Origin of the sequence: Streptomyces sp. RG80 (genome assembly GCF_040446465.1) — a bacterium.
In the GTDB taxonomy this organism is placed as follows: Bacteria; Actinomycetota; Actinomycetes; order Streptomycetales; family Streptomycetaceae; genus Streptomyces.
The window spans coordinates 786,039-801,042 of the sequence record NZ_JBEAAJ010000003.1; the positions used below are offsets into that span (position 1 = coordinate 786,039).

The following is a 15,004-nucleotide window of genomic DNA, read 5'->3' on the forward strand; positions in this document are numbered from 1 at the left end:
CCGGGCATAGGGGCATACGGGCGCCTTACGAGTGACCGCACGGGCTCCGGGAAAACCTGGGCCCTGGTTTGCGCCCGAGGGCCGGGGGCAGGCGCACACACAGTGCTTCGGACCGGAGGCACGCCCGTGGGAGAGGCCCAGAGCCGCCCCGGCTGTCTTCCGGTCGCGGCCGCGCTCCCACGGTGACCTGCCAAACCGCAGCGCGACCAAGGGAGTTGCGACGCACCATGTCCACTCGAGTGAGCGCTAGGCACCACCCGCACGACGACGCCCCCGACACCGTGGAGGACTTCCGCCGGCTCGCGGCACTGCCCGCCGGCCCGCAGCGCGACACACTGCGCGAACGGATCGTCGAGGCGTGGCTGCCCATGGCCGACCGGCTCGCGGGACGCTTCCGCAGCCGCGGCGAGAGCTTCGAGGACCTGCGCCAGGTCGCCGCCCTCGGCCTGATCAAGGCCGTCGACCGCTACGACCCCGAACGCGGCAACGCCTTCGAGAGCTACGCCGTACCGACCATCACCGGCGAGATCAAGCGGCACTTCCGCGACCACATGTGGACCCTGCACGTGCCCCGCCGGGTCCAGGACCTGCGCAACCGCGTGCGCTTCGCCGGGCAGGACCTCTCGCAGACCATCTCGGGGCGCAGGCCCACCGTCGCGGAGATCGCCGAGCACGCGCAGATGAGCGAGGACGACGTGCGGGTCGGCCTCGAGGCGCTGGAGAGCTTCACCGCGCTGTCCCTGGACGCGGAACTGCCCGGGAGCGAGGACGGATACTCGCTGAGCGACGCGCTGGGCTCGGTCGATCCGGCCCTGGACACGGTCGTGGACCGGGAGGCCGTGAGGTCACGGCTCGCCGCACTGCCCGAACGCGAGCGGGCGATCCTGTACATGCGGTTCTTCGGCGACATGACGCAGTCGCGGATCGCCGAGCAGCTGGGCATCTCGCAGATGCACGTCTCCCGGCTGATCAGCCGGTGCTGCGGACGGGTCCGGGAGCAAGTGATGAGGGACGTGGCGTAGGACCCTGGCCGGGCCGCAGGTGGGGCCCGGGGGTCACCCGGTCGGCCGAGCGGGTCCCGCTAATGGGGTCCGGCCGCGCGCGGGTCCGGGCCCGGCGGGCTGTGATGGCTGCGTGCCCTCGCAGCCGCCGGCCCAAGGAGCCCACCCCATGCGCCGCACCGCCCGTGCCCTGTCCGTCGCCGTCGTGGCCGGTGTCGCCGTGGGCGTCGCCGTGCCGGTCGCCTTCGCGGACCCGGCCGCGGAGGTCAGCCCGAGCAGCGCCCACCCGGGAGGCAGCGTCACCGTCTCCGTCACCTGCGACTCCAGCGGTGGCACGGCGCCCACCAGCATCGAGGCGACCTCACAGGCCTTCGACGAGGAGGCCGTGGCGCTCCAGCTGGTCCCCGGCAACGCCGGAGCGGTGTCCGGACCCGCCTACCGGGGGACCGCCCGCATCGCCTCCGCCCAGGACCTGGAGGGCGGCCCCGAGGGGGTCGGCGACGACTCCGCGTGGACCGTCGACGGCACCTGTCCGGCCGCACCCGGCGGCCAGGGCAAGCAGTGGAGCGCGACCTTCACCGTCACCAACGGCGGCGGCGAGAGCCACTCCTGCACCGAACCGCGCACCGAGCAGTGCTCCCCCGCCCCGGTCCAGCGGGGCGTCCGGGCCGGCCAGGGCGGCGCCTTCACCGGCTCCGTACCGGCCCTGGTCACCGGCGGCCTCCTCATCGCGGGCGCCCTCGGCGCCGCCGGGTACCGGGTGCGCCGCAAGGGACCCCGCACCCGGGCCTGAGCCGGGGCGTGTGACCGGCGCAATTCGAGCGGATCCCCATCGGCGTACGCCACCCTGGGTACCCGGACTCCGAGGGCGCCGCCCCCGTCGTACAGAGGGAGCACCGGGGAGCACACCGGACGGCACCGCGACACAGCAGCTCACCCGGAGGTACGGATGCGGCGGACGGATCTGGAAGGCCACGGCCCCGTCCGCTACGGGCCGCCGCTGCCGGACGACGGACTGCCCGTGCTCCCCGAGCTGTCGGCCGTGCTCGCCGCGGCCGCGGCCCGCGGCGACAGCGAGCCCGTCGGCGGCGGAACCGCCCTCCTCCAGGCCGCGAGCGGCTACTGGACCCGGCGCGGACTGCCCGCCGGGCCCGACCGCGTGGTGGCCGCCCCCGGCGCGCCCTCGCTGCTGCTCGCCCTGACCGCCGCGCTCGGCGGCGACGTCCTGGTGCCCCGGCCGTGCGCGGCCTGGTGGGCGCCGTACGCACGCCTGTTGGGAAGACCCGTGTTCCACGTGGCGACACCGGCCGAGTGCGGCGGTGTCCCGGATCCCTACGCCCTGCTGGAGACCGTGCGCCGGGTCCGTGACGAGGGCGGCGACCCCCGGCTGCTCGTGCTGTCCGTCGCCGACGACCCCACCGCCACCGTGGCGCCCCCCGAGGTGCTGCACGAGACCGTGGAGGCGGCCACCGGCGAGGGACTGCACCTGGTCAGCGACGAGACCTGGCGCGACACCGTGCACGCGCCGCACGACACCGTATTGATCGGCCCCGCCGAGATGCTCCCCGAACAGGTCACCGTCGTCACCGACCTGGCCGGCGCCCTGCTCCCGCCCGGCTGGCCCGCCGCCGTCGCCCGCTTCCCCGCCGGCGAGGTCGGGACGGGCCTCCACGCGCGCGTGCTGGACATCCTCACCGCCCTCGGCGCCCGGGTCGCCGCCCCCGTCGCCGCCGCGGCCGGCCACGCGCTCACCGAACCCGAACCGGTCACCGCGCGCGTACGGGCCGCCGTACGACTGCACGCGCGCGTGGCCGCCGCCGCGCACACCGCCGTCGTCTCGGCGGGCGCCCTGGCCCGGCCCCCGCGGGCCGGCCGGCATCTCTACGTCGACCTCGGCCCGCTGCGAGGCGCGCTCGGCGCGCACGGCGTGGGCGACGCACAGGACCTGGAGGAGTTCCTCAGCGCCCGGCTGGGCCTGCCCGCCCCCGGCGGCCATCGTTTCGGCGACGACCTGAACGCCCTGCGGGTACGGCTGTCCACCGGCTCGTTGCTCGCCGGGACGGACCGGGAACTCGAGGAATGCCTCAGTTCACCCACACCGTTGGAACTGCCGCACGTGCACCGTGCGTTGATCACCTTGAAGTCGGTCTTCGACGACCTCCGCGACGAAGCTCAGCGATGGGAGCCTCCTCGATGACGCAGCAGTCCGAGTCGACCAGCACGCGTACGACCACCCGGGAAGCCGACGACCCGGCGGCCACGACACTGTTCGCGCCCCCCGTCCCGCCGTTGACCGAACCCCGGCCGCCGGGCGAACGCCGGGTGTGGCCGCGGACCTTCCACGACCGCCTGACCGCCCCGCTGCCCGGCCTGAAGGCCATGGCCCGGTTCGCCCGCGAGGGCGCCGTCCGCCCCGGCCGCGACGGCCTCGCCGACATCCCGCGGCTGCCGTTCGAACCCGGCCCGCTGCCCCGCGTGGACGCCCGCACGGTCGCCGTCTCCTGGGCCGGACACGCCAGTTGGGTGGTGCGGATCGGCGGGCTGACCATCCTCACCGACCCCGTCTGGTCCCGCCGCATCCTCGGCACCCCGGCCCGCATCACCCCGGTCGGCATCGCCTGGAACGCCCTGCCGCGCGTCGACGCCGTCGTCATCAGCCACAACCACTACGACCACCTGGACGCCCCCACCCTGCGCCGACTCCCGCGCGACACCCCGGTGTTCGTACCCGCCGGACTCGGCGCCTGGTTCCGCCGCCGCCGCTTCACGCACATCACCGAGCTGGACTGGTGGGAGGCGGCCGAACTGGACGGCGTCCGCCTCGACTTCGTCCCGTCCCACCACTGGTCCAAGCGCAGCCTCACCGACACCTGCCACAGCCTGTGGGGCGGCTGGATCCTCACCGACCGGGACGGCCGGCGCGTCTACTTCGCCGGTGACACGGGCTACGGCCACTGGTTCGCCCGCATCGGCCGGCGCTACCCCGGAATCGACCTCGCCCTGCTGCCCATCGGCGCCTACAACCCCCGCTGGTGGCTCCGCGACGTGCACTGCGACCCGGAGGAGGCGGTGCGGGCCGCCCAGGACCTCGGCGCGCGCAGAATGGCGCCGATGCACTGGGGGACGTTCGTGCTGTCGGCGGAACCGGTGCTGGAACCGCTGACCCGGGTCCGGGCGGCGTGGGACCAGGCGGGCCTCGCCCGCGAGGACCTGTGGGACCTGCCGGTGGGAGGGTCCCGGATCCTGGGCCAGGGACGCTGACCCCGGCGCGCGGAAATGACTGGCCGTCCCGCGCCCGCGCTCGCTAGCCTCGCCGACCATGAACCAGCGGCGCCGCAAGAAGCTCTCCCGTCAGCTGTACGAGGCGACCCTGGACGGTGACCTCGCCCGGGTGGCGGCGCTGCTCAGGCGCGGCGCGGACCCGGAGCGGCGGTACGACGACGGGGCCACCCCGCTCTACCTGGCCGCCGTGCAGGGCGAGGCGGGTGTCGCCCGCCTGCTCCTGAAAGCGGGGGCCGCCCCCGACACCCAGAGCGAGGGCATGGGCTCGGAGGGCACCGCCCTGTGCGCGGCCGCCTGCTGGGGGCACACCGAGACCGTCCGCGAACTGCTCACCCACGGCGCCGACCCGAACCTCCGCGAGGACCACGGCACCGGCTGGGCGCCCCTGGCCTGGGCGAACAACGGCCCCCACCCCGAGACCGCGGCCCTCCTGCGCGCGGCCGGCGCCGACGGTCCCTGAGCGGGCCGCGCGAAGTCAACGGCGGTTCGGCGACACCCCAAGCGGCGCGAGGCTGCGCCGATGCCGCCGCGTGGACGCGACCAGCCACGATGGCGCCGCAGGCAATCGACCTCCATCGCGGCACTTCCCAGCGGAGCGTTCAGGCCTTCGCGGTCCTGCGCACCCGGCGCCACGCACCCGGTGCCACGCTGATCACCACGGTCAGTACGATCGCCGCGACCACGCCCTCCCAGGGCTCGCTGAACAGCGAACCGCCGAGGATCCCGATCAGCTGGTAGGTGACGGCCCAGGCCAGACAGGCCGGGAAGTTGCCGCGGACGAACCGGCGCATCGGCCACTTCGCCATCAGACAGGCCAACATGACCGGAATCCGGCCGGCGGGCACCAGCCGGGACAGCACCAGGACCATCACACCGTGCTCGACGAGCTTGTCCTGGGCCTGCGTCAGCCGCTCCTCCGGCGCCCGGGACCGGATCGCCTCCAGCCACCGCGAGCCGTTCTTCGACCTCATCCCGCGCCGCCCGAGCCAGTACAGCGTCGCGTCCCCCAGGAACGCCGCCAGCGACGCCGTCACGAACACCAGGGCCAGCGCGAACGGCGCCGTCTGATGGAACGCCACCACCGCCGCCGAACTCACCAGCGCCCCCGTCGGCACCACCGGCACCAACGCCCCGATCAGCACCAGCAGAAACAGCGACGGATACCCGAGCGCCTGCTGCGTCGACTCCGTCGGCACGGTCGTCGCGGCCACCGCCAGCCAGCTCACCGCGCCACCCGGGGGCGCACACTCTGCCCGTGCCCCAGCAGATGCACCGCCACGCCGGGCGCACGCTCCGCCGCGAGCCGGACGAACTCCTCGCCGGGGGCGTGGAATTCATGGGGGCGCACCGCGTCCATCCCGATCGGCCAGTACGTGCCGTAGTGCACCGGCACCGCGCTCACCGGATCCAGCCGGGCCAGCGCCTCGGCCGCCCGCCCCGCGTCCAGATGCCCCTCACCGAGATACGGCCCCCAGCCGCCCACCGGCAGCAACGCCACGTCGACCGGACCGACCTCCTTCGCCATCTCCTCGAACAGACCGGTGTCGCCGGCGAAGTAGGTGCGCGCCTCGCCCTGGACGACGAATCCGAGCGCGGGGGAGCGGTGCGGTCCGACCGGCAGCCGCCGTCCGTCGTGCCGCGCGGGCACGGTCCGCACCACCACGTCCCCGATCACCGTCTCGTCACCGGCCGACACCTCGCTGACCTGGAGATGCGCGAGCCGGCGCAGCCCCGGCACGGCCCGTGGCGCGCCCCGGGGCACGAGCAGGCGCGTGCCCGGCGCGAGCCGCTGGAGCGAGGGCACGTGCAGGTGGTCGGCGTGCAGATGGGAGACGAGCGCCACGTCCGCGCGCCAGGCGGTCGGCGGGGGCAGCGCGCCCCGGCGGCGGCGCAGATGCGCGAGCCGGCGGGCGAACAGAGGATCGGTGAGCACACGGACGCCCGAGTCCTCGACCGTGCAGGTCGCGTGGCCCCACCAGGTGATCTCCACCGGCACCTCTTTGCCTCCTTCGCGCGACTCCCCGAAGCCTACGGGCAGGAGTAGGGTCGGCGGCGAAACCCGGAGGTGAGGGGGACGCCATGGGACCGGTTCGCGTCACGGCGATCGCGAGTCTGACGCCGCTGGAGGAGCTGGAGGCCGACCCCTTCCTGGTGGACTCCCGCAGCCAGCACGCGATGTGCGCCCGCTGGGCGGCGGAACGCGGCTACATCGTCAGCCGGGAACTGCTCGTACGGGGCCTGCGCGCCGACCACTGCGTCCTGTGGGACGGCGTCCGCCCCGGCACCGACCTCTTCGTCGCGCCCAGCCGCCGGGTCCTGGAGAGCGCTCTGTCCTCCGTCGAGGAGTTCACCGCCGAATGCGCCCGCCGCGGGGTGCGCGTGGAGACGGTGGGCCGCGCCGAACCGTCGTACGACGCCCAGATGAAGGCCCGGGTCCACCGCCGGCTGTCGATGCCGACGGCCGGGTACGACGGCCGCTGACAACTCCGCGGGGACACCGGGGGGCCTTGGTCCGTTGTGACAGGGTGTGGGAACAGGCCCGCACCGACGACGGGCCGGGACGTGAGGTGCGGGGCGTGCGAGGCGGGCGTTGGCGGCGGGTCGCCAGTCAGGCGGGGCGGAGTGTCGCGGTGTGGGCGGTCTCCACCCTCACCATGCTCGTGCTCGCCGGGATCCTGCCGGACTTCCGGCTCAGGTCCGCCGACGGCGACAGCGCCACCGACATCGCCGTCACCGCGGCCTTCGGCGCCGGCGCCTTCGGTGTGCTCTCCGCCCTCGTCTGGCCGCTCCTGGTACGCCTCCTGCTGCTCGTGCCCGCCCTCGTCCTCGGCCTGCTGGTCTTCTTCCTCAACGGCGCGCTGCTCTTGCTGGCCCTGAGCCTGAACCCCGCCGAGCGCGGCGCGGCCGCTCCGGAGACCGCGGTCGTGGTGGCCGCCGTGATGTCGGCCGTCGCCTCCGCCACCGGCGCCGCGCTGGCCGTACGCGACGACGACGCCTACCGGCGCCGCCTCTACCGGCTCGCCGATCGCCGCCGCAGATCCGGCCCGGCCGGCCCGTCCACGCCGGGGACGCTCTTCCTCCAGCTGGACGGCGTCGGCCACGACGTTCTCGAAGCCGCGGTGAAGAAGGGCCTGATGCCCACCGTCGCCCAGTGGCTGGACGGCACCCACCGCCTCACCCCCTGGCGCACCGACTGGTCCAGCCAGACCGGCGCCAGCCAGCTCGGCATCCTGCACGGCAGCAACGAGGACGTGCCCGCCTTCCGCTGGTACGAGAAGGACAGCCGGGAGGTGATGGTCTGCAACCGCCCCACCAGCGCCGCCGAACTCCAGCGCCGGGCGGTCGAACGCACCGGCGACGGCGGGCTGCTCAGCGCCGACGGCGCCAGCCGCGGCAACCTCTTCAGCGGCGGCGCCGACGAACAGGCCCTCGTCCTGTCCATCGCCACCCGTCGCCGCAGCCGCGAAACCCGCTCGCGCGCGGGCTACTTCGCCTACTTCTCCGACCCCGCCAACGCCGTGCGCACCGCCCTGTCCTTCTTCGCCGAGGTCGGCCGGGAGATCGGCCAGTCCACCCGGGCCCGCCTCGGCCGGGCCCGCCCGCACGTCAAGCGCGGCGGCCTCTACCCCTTCATCCGCGCCTTCGCGACCGTCGTCGAACGCGACGTCGTGGTCGCCGCCGTGATGGGCGACATGCTCGCCGGCCGCACCGCCGTCTACGCCGACCTGGTGGCCTACGACGAGGTCGCCCACCACTCCGGGCCGCACAGCCGCGACACCGAGAAGGTCCTCGAACGCCTCGACCGCGCCCTGGCGTCGATCGAGCAGGTCGCCGAGCACGCCCCGCGCCCGTACCGGATCGTCGTCCTGTCCGACCACGGCCAGAGCCCCGGCGAGACCTTCCGCACCCGCTACGGCCTCTCCCTCGGCGACCTGGTGCGGGCCGGCTGCGGACTGCCCGTGCCGCGCAAGGCGCAGCGCACCCACAGCGGCGCCGAGGCCCGCGCGGCCGTACGCGCCGCCCTGCGCATCCCCGTCGAGGAGGGCGGCGAGCAGCACCGCCCCAGCCGCCGCTCCGAGCCGCTCGTGCTGGCCTCCGGCAACCTCGGCCTGGTCTCCTTCCCCGACGTCCCGCACCGCATGAGCAAGGAGGAGATCGACGCCCGCCACCCCGCCCTGCTGACCACGCTCGCCAACCATCCCGGCATCGGCTTCCTCCTCGTACGCAGCGAGGAGCACGGCGGAGTGGTCCTCGGCCCGTTCGGCACCGAGATCCCGCTCGACGAACTCGACGCGGATCCGGGCCCGTTGGCCGCCTTCGGGCCGGGCGCCGCAGACGCCGTACGCCGCACGCACGGCTTCGCGCACACCGCCGACATCATGGTCAACTCCTGGTACGACCCGGCCGAGGGCGAAGTCCTCGCCTTCGAGGAGCAGATCGGCTCCCACGGCGGCCTCGGCGGGGCGCAGGGACGGCCGTTCCTGATGTCGCCCGTCGTGCTGTCCGCGCCCGTAGCGGAGGCCGAGGAACTCGTCGGCGCCGAGCACATCCACCGCGTCCTGCGCCGCTGGCTGCGCGAATCGGACGGCCCCCAGGTACCTTTGACGACCCGTCAGGACGAGGACCGGCGCGCCGCCTAGTCCGCCGGGATCCGCCGGGATCCGCCGCCCCTCCGTACCCCCATGAACGGAGGAGCGGCTCACATGGAGGACCGCGCACACCGTGTCACCGCGGCACGGGTTTGCCCAGGGCACATTCCGGTCACCGCCGAGCGCCCCGGACATGCCCTCCCGCCCCACCCGTCAACGCCTCCCACGGCACGCCCCGCACGCCGCCGGCCCCGAAAATCGAGTGCGCCCGGAAAAGCTCCCGCACACACTGTGCGTATCGGACCCCGCCCACCGGCGCGGCCTCCTCGAACATTCCCTGGAGCCACTTCTTGCAGGCAGCCGTCACCGTCACTCCCGCCCGTATCCCGGAGCTCCTCCTCGGCCTCGCGACCGTACGGCCGGTCTTCATCTGGGGCGCCCCCGGCATCGGGAAGTCCTCCCTGGTACGGGAGTTCGCCGAGTCCCTGGGCCTGGAGTGCGTGAGCCTGCTGGGCACCCAGCTCGCTCCCGAGGACCTGATCGGGGTCCCGCAGATCCGCGACGGACGCTCGGTGTTCTGCCCGCCGGAGGCGATCGCCCGCGACGAGCCCTACTGCCTGTTCCTGGACGAGCTCAACGCGGCCACCCCGGACGTGCAGAAGGCGTTCTACTCGCTGATCCTGGACCGCCGGATCGGCAACTACGACCTCCCGGCCGGCTCCATCGTGATCGGCGCCGGAAACCGCGCCACCGACAACGCCCTCGCCCGCCCCATCGCCTCCGCGCTGGTCAACCGGCTCGCCCACGTCCACCTGGAGGCCTCCGCCAAGGACTGGCTGACCTGGGCCGCGGGCCACGACATCCACCCCTGGATCCTGGACCACCTCACCGACCGGCCCGACCACCTGTGGTCCAAGCCGCCCAAGACCGAGGAACCGTTCTCCACACCCCGCTCCTGGCACATGCTCTCCGACGCCCTGCACTCCTTCGGCCAGGGCCTCGACGAGGAGACGCTGAAGGTCGTCGCACACGGCACCCTGACCCCCGCGCACGCCACCGCGTTCTGCGGCTACGTCAAGATCGTGCGCAGCCGGTTCGGCATCGAGGCCATCATCAAGGGCGACGCCCGCTGGCCGCACCGCATGGAGGACCGCGACCTGCTCTACTACCTCGCCGAGTCCTTCCGCGGCCGCCTGGTCAAGGAGCTCCCCGCCAGCAAGGAGCACCTCTCCGGCGGAGGGCAGCAGACGGCGTACCGCGCCAAGTCGCTGCTCGTGCAGCTCGCCGAGATCTCGGTGGAGGTCGCGCAGGGCGTCATCGCCCCGGACGACGACGGCAACCCGCTGCTGCCCGCCTGGTTCCTGGTCGAGGCGGCCCGCGACATGCCACGGCTGGTGGAGGCACGCCAGTGAGCCGCTCCCGTACCCGGCGCGCATCGAAGGGCCCGGTGCGCCTGTCCGGTGGCGCGCGGACCTCGAAGGGGGAGCCGCAGTGAGCCGTACGCGCGGTCCGAAGCGACCCAAGACCGACCTGGCGGCCGAGGCGTTCGCGGAGGGCATGCGGCTGGTGCGGGCCAACCGGGCGCTCGCCGCCATCGGCTTCAGCACCTGCCGCAAGGACGACTGCCCGCACGCGCCGCACACCGGCCTCGTCCGCGTCGACTCCGACGGCATCGTCCACGCCCACCCCACCCGCCGCGCCGAACCCGCCGACTGGGCCTGGGCCGTCGCCCACGCCGTCATCCACCTCGGCTTCGGCCACGTCCCGGCGAAGCAGGGCCGCCGCACCCAGCCCGACCGCCACGACCTCGCCGCCCGCTGCGCCGTCGTCAACCGCTTCCTGCTCGGCTTCCCCGTCGGCCGCACCCCCGAGGACCTGCCGCCGGCCTACCCCGACGGCGACGAGGAACAGCTCGCCGCCCGCTGGCGCCGCGACGGCATCCCACCCGTGTACGAGCACTGCGGCACCGCGGGCCACGAACCGGACCAGCTGCTGGTGCCCTGGGACACCTGGCGGGGCGGCACCCCGCCGAACTGGCAGCTGGCGTTCGCCCACGCCCTCACCCGCACCGTCGCCACTGCCATGGACGTCGCGGGCGGCCGCCGTAGGTCGATGCGCGGCGGCACCACCCCGCGCCGGCCCTGGGAGCGGGCCCTGAGCTGGTTCGTCTCCTCCTATCCGCTGCTCGGCGGCATCGCGGCCGGCATCACCCTGGTCGCCGACGCCGAACTCGCCCGCGCCCACGACATCTCCGTCGCCGCGGTGAACGCCGAACTCGCCGAGATCTACATCAACCCGCTGCGCGAACTCGACGACGAGGAATGGCGGTTCGTCCTCGCCCACGAGATGCTGCATGCCGCCCTGCGCCACGGCGACCGCTGCGGCACCCGCGACCCCTACCTCTTCAACGTCGCCTGCGACTACGTCGTCAACGGCTGGCTGACCGAGATGCAGATCGGCACCATGCCCGAAGGCCTCCTGCACGACCCCGAGCTCAAGGACCTCTCCGCCGAGGAGGTCTACGACCGCATCGCCGGCGACCTGCGCCGGTTGCGCCGGCTGGGCACCCTGCGCGGCAAGGGCCTCGGCGACGTCCTCGGCGGTCCGCTCGGCTCACCCCGCGACTACGTCGACCTCGACGAGTTCTACCGCCGCGGCCTCGGCCACGGCCTGGACCTGCACCAGCAGCAGGAACGCGGCTTCCTGCCCGGCGGCCTGGTCGAGGAGATCCGCGCGCTCAGCCATCCGCCGCTGCCCTGGGACGCGCGACTGGCCCGCTGGTTCGACGAGTTCGTCCCCCGCCCCGAGGCACTGCGCTCGTACGCCCGGCCTTCCCGCCGCCAGTCGTCCACCCCCGACATCCCGCGCGCGGGCCGCTGGTTCCCGCCCGAGGAGGTCGCCCGCTGCACCTTCGGCGTCGTCCTGGACACCTCCGCCTCCATGGACCGCACCCTGCTCGGCAAGGCGCTCGGCGCCATCGCCTCCTACGCCCAGGCCCGCGACGTACCGGCCGCCCGGGTCGTGTTCTGCGACGCCGCCCCCTACGACGCGGGCTATCTGCCGGTCACCGAGATCGCCGGCCGGGTCCGGGTGCGCGGCCGCGGCGGTACGGTCCTGCAGCCGGGGATCGACCTGCTGCACCGCGCCGACGACTTCCCGCCCGGCGCACCCGTCCTGGTGATCACGGACGGCTGGTGCGACGTTCTGCGGGTGCGGCGCGAGCACGCGTATCTGATCCCCGAGGGGGCGCGGCTGCCCTTCAGCCCCCGAGGGCCGGTCTTCGAGGTGAGCCGCGTCCGAGTGTGATCGGATGGGCCCCACAACCCGGAACCGGGACCATATGAAAGGACTGACCGTGGCTACCACGCGCTCCGCACACACCGTCTGGGAAGGCAACCTGCTCGAGGGCAACGGAGTCGTCTCCTTCGACTCCTCCGGCGCCATCGCCCAGCAGCCGGTGACGTGGGCTTCCCGCGCCCAGGAGGCCAACGGCAAGACCAGCCCCGAGGAGCTGATCGCGGCCGCCCACTCCAGCTGCTTCTCCATGGCGTTCTCGCACGCCCTGGCCGGGGCAGGCACCCCGCCCACCAAGCTCACCACCTCCGCCGACGTCACCTTCCAGCCCGGCGAGGGCATCACCGGCATCCACCTCACCGTCGAGGGCACCGTGCCGGGCCTCGACGAGGACGCCTTCGTCGCCGCGGCCGAGGAGGCCAAGGTCAACTGCCCCGTCAGCCAGGCCCTCAAGACCGTGCCGATCACCCTGTCGGCCAAGCTCGCCTGACGTTCTCGTACGCGTCCGATGCCGTGCTCCCGACCGGGGAGCGCGGCATCGGCCCTTTCCGGGGTACCCGGCTTTCGGGGTACGCGGCATTGACAACAGCGCACTCAAGTTTTGTGCTGGAGTCCGGGAAGTGCCCTGGCGGAAGGGGACAGCGATGGGACGCGCGGTCGGGATCGATCTGGGGACCACGAACTCCGTGGTGGCCGTCCTGGAGGGCGGCGACCCCACGGTCGTCGCCAATGCGGAGGGGGCCAGGACCACACCGTCGGTCGTGGCCTTCGCCAAGAACGGCGAGGTACTGGTCGGGGAGGTCGCCAAACGGCAGGCCGTGACGAACATCGAGCGCACGGCCCGCTCGGTGAAACGCCACATGGGCGACACGAGCTGGCGCTTCCCGGACGAGGGCTCCGTCGACGGTACCCGCTACCGGGCGCAGGAGCTGTCGGCGCGGGTGCTGCAGAAACTCAAGCGGGACGCCGAGTCCTATCTCGGCGAGGACGTCACCGACGCGGTGATCACCGTCCCGGCCTACTTCGACGACGCCCAGCGGCAGGCCACCAAGGAGGCCGGGGAGGTCGCGGGACTGAACGTCCTGAGGATCATCAACGAGCCCACCGCGGCCGCCCTCGCCTACGGCCTCGACCGTGGCGAGGAGCAGACCGTCCTCGTCTTCGACCTCGGCGGCGGCACCTTCGACGTCTCCCTGCTGGAGATCGGCGACGGAGTCATCGAGGTCAAGGCGACCAACGGCGACACCCACCTCGGCGGCGACGACTGGGACCAGCGGGTCATGGAGCACCTGGTGAAGAAGTTCCAGGGGCAGTACGGCGTCGACCTCGGCAAGGACAAGATGGCCCTGCAACGGCTGCGCGAGGGCGCCGAGAAGGCCAAGATCGAGCTGTCGAGCTCCTCCGAGACGACCATCAACCTCCCTTACATCACCGCCTCCGCCGAAGGCCCCCTGCACCTCGACGAGAAACTGACGCGCGCTCAGTTCCAGGAGCTGACCGCCGACTTGCTCGACCGCTGCAAGACCCCCTTCCACCAGGCGGTCAAGGACGCCGGCATCAAGCTCGCCGCGGTCGACCACGTCATCCTCGTCGGCGGCTCCACCCGGATGCCCGCCGTCACCGACCTCGTCAAGGAACTCACCGGCAAGGACCCGCACAAGGGCGTCAACCCGGACGAGGTCGTCGCCGTCGGCGCCGCCCTCCAGGCCGGCGTCATCCGCGGCGACGTCAAGGACGTCCTGCTCCTCGACGTCACCCCGCTGTCCCTGGGCATCGAGACCAAGGGCGGCATCATGACCAAGCTCATCGAGCGCAACACCACGATCCCGACCCGCCGTTCGGAGATCTTCACGACGGCCACCGACAACCAGCCCTCCGTCGGCATCCAGGTCTACCAGGGCGAACGAGAGATCGCCGCGTACAACAAGAAGCTGGGCGTCTTCGACCTGACCGGACTCCCGCCCGCCCCGCGCGGCGTCCCGCAGGTCGAGGTCGCCTTCGACATCGACGCCAACGGCATCATGCACGTCTCCGCCAAGGACCTCGCGACCGGCCGCGAGCAGAAGATGACGGTCACCGGCGGCTCGGCGCTCCCCAAGGACGACATCGACCGCATGATGCGGGAGGCCGAGCAGTACGCCGAGGAGGACCGGGGCCGCCGGGAGGCCGCCGAGACCCGCAACCACGCCGAGCAACTCGTCTACCAGACCGAGAAGTTCATCCGCGACAACGACGAACGCGTCCCCGCCGACACCAGGACGGAGGTGGAGTCGGCGATCACCGAGCTGAAGACGCTCCTGGAGCAGAGCGCCGACACCAACGCCCTGCGCACCGGCGTCGAGAAACTCGCCACCGTCAGCCAGAAGATGGGCCAGGCCATGTACGCGCAGGCCCAGTCCGAGCCGACCGCAGAGGAACAGCACACCCCGCCCCCCGAGGAGGACGGCGTGGTGGACGCGGAGATCGTCGACGACGACAAGGACCAAAAGGGCGGGGCCGCCTGAGATTCCCCTTGTGAAGATGCTCCGCAACGTGTCGCCTGTGCCCTCCTGAAGCCCAATGCTGGTCACCAGTACCGGACTTCACGGAGGGACACGAGCATGAGTGAACTCAGGAAACGCCGCACACGGTGGGCGGCGCTGGCGGCCGGATCACTGCTGGCGGGGGCGGCGGCCGTGGGCGTGCCAGGGATCGTGGACTCGCCGGACAACCGCGACTTCTCCGTGGACAACCGGGACTTCTCCGTGGAGGCGGCACCGGCGGGCCACCACGACAACGGCACGACCGGCCACTACGACGGAGGCGCCGCCCCCGCCGGTCACATCGACGGCGGCTGAC

Annotated in this window: 14 protein-coding genes; 12 read left to right on the plus strand and 2 right to left on the minus strand. The window is 73.2% G+C overall.

Going from position 1 to position 15,004, the window contains the following annotated elements; genetic code table 11:
- The first annotated feature begins 227 nt into the window (after positions 1-227).
- The 5 genes from ABKA17_RS13610 to ABKA17_RS13630 all read left to right on the plus strand — a co-directional run bounded on the left by ABKA17_RS13610 (position 228) and on the right by ABKA17_RS13630 (position 4,743).
- Positions 228-1,022: an RNA polymerase sigma factor SigF gene (locus ABKA17_RS13610; RefSeq protein ID WP_353692249.1), complete on the plus strand. Its 795-nt coding sequence runs from the start codon at positions 228-230 to the stop codon at positions 1,020-1,022.
- Positions 1,023-1,170: 148 nt separating this feature from the next.
- Entirely contained in the window at positions 1,171-1,794 is a 624-nt protein-coding gene (locus ABKA17_RS13615; protein ID WP_353692250.1) for a hypothetical protein, read from the plus strand.
- Positions 1,795-1,950: 156 nt separating this feature from the next.
- Positions 1,951-3,198, plus strand: coding sequence for an aminotransferase class I/II-fold pyridoxal phosphate-dependent enzyme (locus tag ABKA17_RS13620; protein ID WP_353692251.1), 1,248 nt, complete (start codon positions 1,951-1,953; stop codon positions 3,196-3,198).
- A complete protein-coding gene (locus tag ABKA17_RS13625; protein WP_353692252.1) occupies positions 3,195-4,262 on the plus strand; it encodes an MBL fold metallo-hydrolase in 1,068 nt (355 codons plus the stop codon). The genes ABKA17_RS13620 and ABKA17_RS13625 overlap by 4 nt, the downstream gene beginning before the upstream one ends.
- Before the next feature lie 58 nt (positions 4,263-4,320).
- Entirely contained in the window at positions 4,321-4,743 is a 423-nt protein-coding gene (locus ABKA17_RS13630) for an ankyrin repeat domain-containing protein (protein ID WP_353692253.1), read from the plus strand.
- A 139-nt stretch (positions 4,744-4,882) separates the two neighbouring features.
- On the opposite strand, the gene ABKA17_RS13635 is transcribed toward ABKA17_RS13630, so the two are convergent.
- Positions 4,883-5,509, minus strand: coding sequence for a DedA family protein (locus ABKA17_RS13635; protein ID WP_353692254.1), 627 nt, complete (start codon positions 5,507-5,509; stop codon positions 4,883-4,885).
- Positions 5,506-6,279 carry an MBL fold metallo-hydrolase gene (locus ABKA17_RS13640; protein WP_353692255.1) on the minus strand — a complete coding sequence of 258 codons (774 nt, stop codon included), beginning with the start codon at positions 6,277-6,279 and terminating at the stop codon, positions 5,506-5,508. Before ABKA17_RS13640 ends, ABKA17_RS13635 begins: the two co-directional genes overlap by 4 nt.
- A gap of 83 nt (positions 6,280-6,362) precedes the next feature.
- Between ABKA17_RS13640 and ABKA17_RS13645 the strand changes: the two genes are divergently transcribed.
- The 7 genes from ABKA17_RS13645 to ABKA17_RS13675 all read left to right on the plus strand — a co-directional run bounded on the left by ABKA17_RS13645 (position 6,363) and on the right by ABKA17_RS13675 (position 15,003).
- Positions 6,363-6,764 (plus strand): hypothetical protein, encoded by a 402-nt coding sequence (locus ABKA17_RS13645; RefSeq protein WP_353692256.1) that lies wholly within the window; start codon positions 6,363-6,365, stop codon positions 6,762-6,764.
- Between the two features lie 86 nt (positions 6,765-6,850).
- Positions 6,851-8,923, plus strand: coding sequence for an alkaline phosphatase family protein (locus ABKA17_RS13650; protein ID WP_353692257.1), 2,073 nt, complete (start codon positions 6,851-6,853; stop codon positions 8,921-8,923).
- A gap of 299 nt (positions 8,924-9,222) precedes the next feature.
- A complete protein-coding gene (locus tag ABKA17_RS13655; RefSeq protein ID WP_353692258.1) occupies positions 9,223-10,284 on the plus strand; it encodes an ATP-binding protein in 1,062 nt (353 codons plus the stop codon).
- 79 nt (positions 10,285-10,363) lie between these two features.
- The gene (locus ABKA17_RS13660; protein ID WP_353692259.1) at positions 10,364-12,178 is read left to right on the plus strand and encodes a vWA domain-containing protein; all 1,815 of its coding nucleotides are present in this window, start codon (positions 10,364-10,366) and stop codon (positions 12,176-12,178) included.
- 49 nt (positions 12,179-12,227) lie between these two features.
- Complete coding sequence (locus ABKA17_RS13665; RefSeq protein WP_353692260.1) at positions 12,228-12,656, plus strand: OsmC family protein; 429 nt, start codon at positions 12,228-12,230, stop codon at positions 12,654-12,656.
- A gap of 154 nt (positions 12,657-12,810) precedes the next feature.
- Positions 12,811-14,670 (plus strand): molecular chaperone DnaK, encoded by a 1,860-nt coding sequence (gene dnaK / locus ABKA17_RS13670; protein WP_353692261.1) that lies wholly within the window; start codon positions 12,811-12,813, stop codon positions 14,668-14,670.
- Positions 14,671-14,766: 96 nt separating this feature from the next.
- Positions 14,767-15,003, plus strand: coding sequence for a hypothetical protein (locus ABKA17_RS13675; protein WP_353692262.1), 237 nt, complete (start codon positions 14,767-14,769; stop codon positions 15,001-15,003).
- Position 15,004 lies beyond the last annotated feature (1 nt).

What these genes read in the sequence shown, in the direction of transcription:
- ABKA17_RS13610 (WP_353692249.1), top strand. Translation starts at nt 228, where the DNA reads ATGTCCACTCGAGTGAGCGCTAGGCACCACCCGCACGACGACGCCCCC.
- ABKA17_RS13615 (WP_353692250.1), top strand. Translation starts at nt 1,171, where the DNA reads ATGCGCCGCACCGCCCGTGCCCTGTCCGTCGCCGTCGTGGCCGGTGTC.
- ABKA17_RS13620 (WP_353692251.1), top strand. Translation starts at nt 1,951, where the DNA reads ATGCGGCGGACGGATCTGGAAGGCCACGGCCCCGTCCGCTACGGGCCG.
- ABKA17_RS13625 (WP_353692252.1), top strand. Translation starts at nt 3,195, where the DNA reads ATGACGCAGCAGTCCGAGTCGACCAGCACGCGTACGACCACCCGGGAA.
- ABKA17_RS13630 (WP_353692253.1), top strand. Translation starts at nt 4,321, where the DNA reads ATGAACCAGCGGCGCCGCAAGAAGCTCTCCCGTCAGCTGTACGAGGCG.
- ABKA17_RS13645 (WP_353692256.1), top strand. Translation starts at nt 6,363, where the DNA reads ATGGGACCGGTTCGCGTCACGGCGATCGCGAGTCTGACGCCGCTGGAG.
- dnaK (WP_353692261.1), top strand. Translation starts at nt 12,811, where the DNA reads ATGGGACGCGCGGTCGGGATCGATCTGGGGACCACGAACTCCGTGGTG.
- ABKA17_RS13675 (WP_353692262.1), top strand. Translation starts at nt 14,767, where the DNA reads ATGAGTGAACTCAGGAAACGCCGCACACGGTGGGCGGCGCTGGCGGCC.